Below are 237 nucleotides of genomic sequence, written 5' to 3'. Positions count from 1 at the left end.
AATCATCCGCGAAGAATTGGAAGAAACCAAAACCAATTTCGGCGACGAACGCCGCAGCGAAATCAACCCGTTCGGCGGCGACATTGCCGATGAAGACCTGATTCCGCAACGCGAAATGGTCGTTACCCTGACCCACGGCGGTTATATCAAAACCCAGCCGACCACCGACTATCAGGCGCAGCGTCGCGGCGGACGCGGTAAACAGGCGGCGGCCACCAAAGACGAAGACTTCATCGA

At 57.0% G+C, this 237-nt stretch carries 1 protein-coding gene; it reads left to right on the top strand.

Annotated features, from left to right (window positions below):
- The coding region (locus ACTHS3_RS18595; protein WP_440368884.1) for a DNA gyrase C-terminal beta-propeller domain-containing protein at positions 1 to 237 on the top strand (237 nt) is incomplete at both ends.

The sequence above is a fragment of the Neisseria sp. P0009.S007 genome (assembly GCF_051962515.1).
Note: the sequence above shows the minus strand (reverse complement) of the source record. Positions and strands in the feature narration are given on the sequence as shown.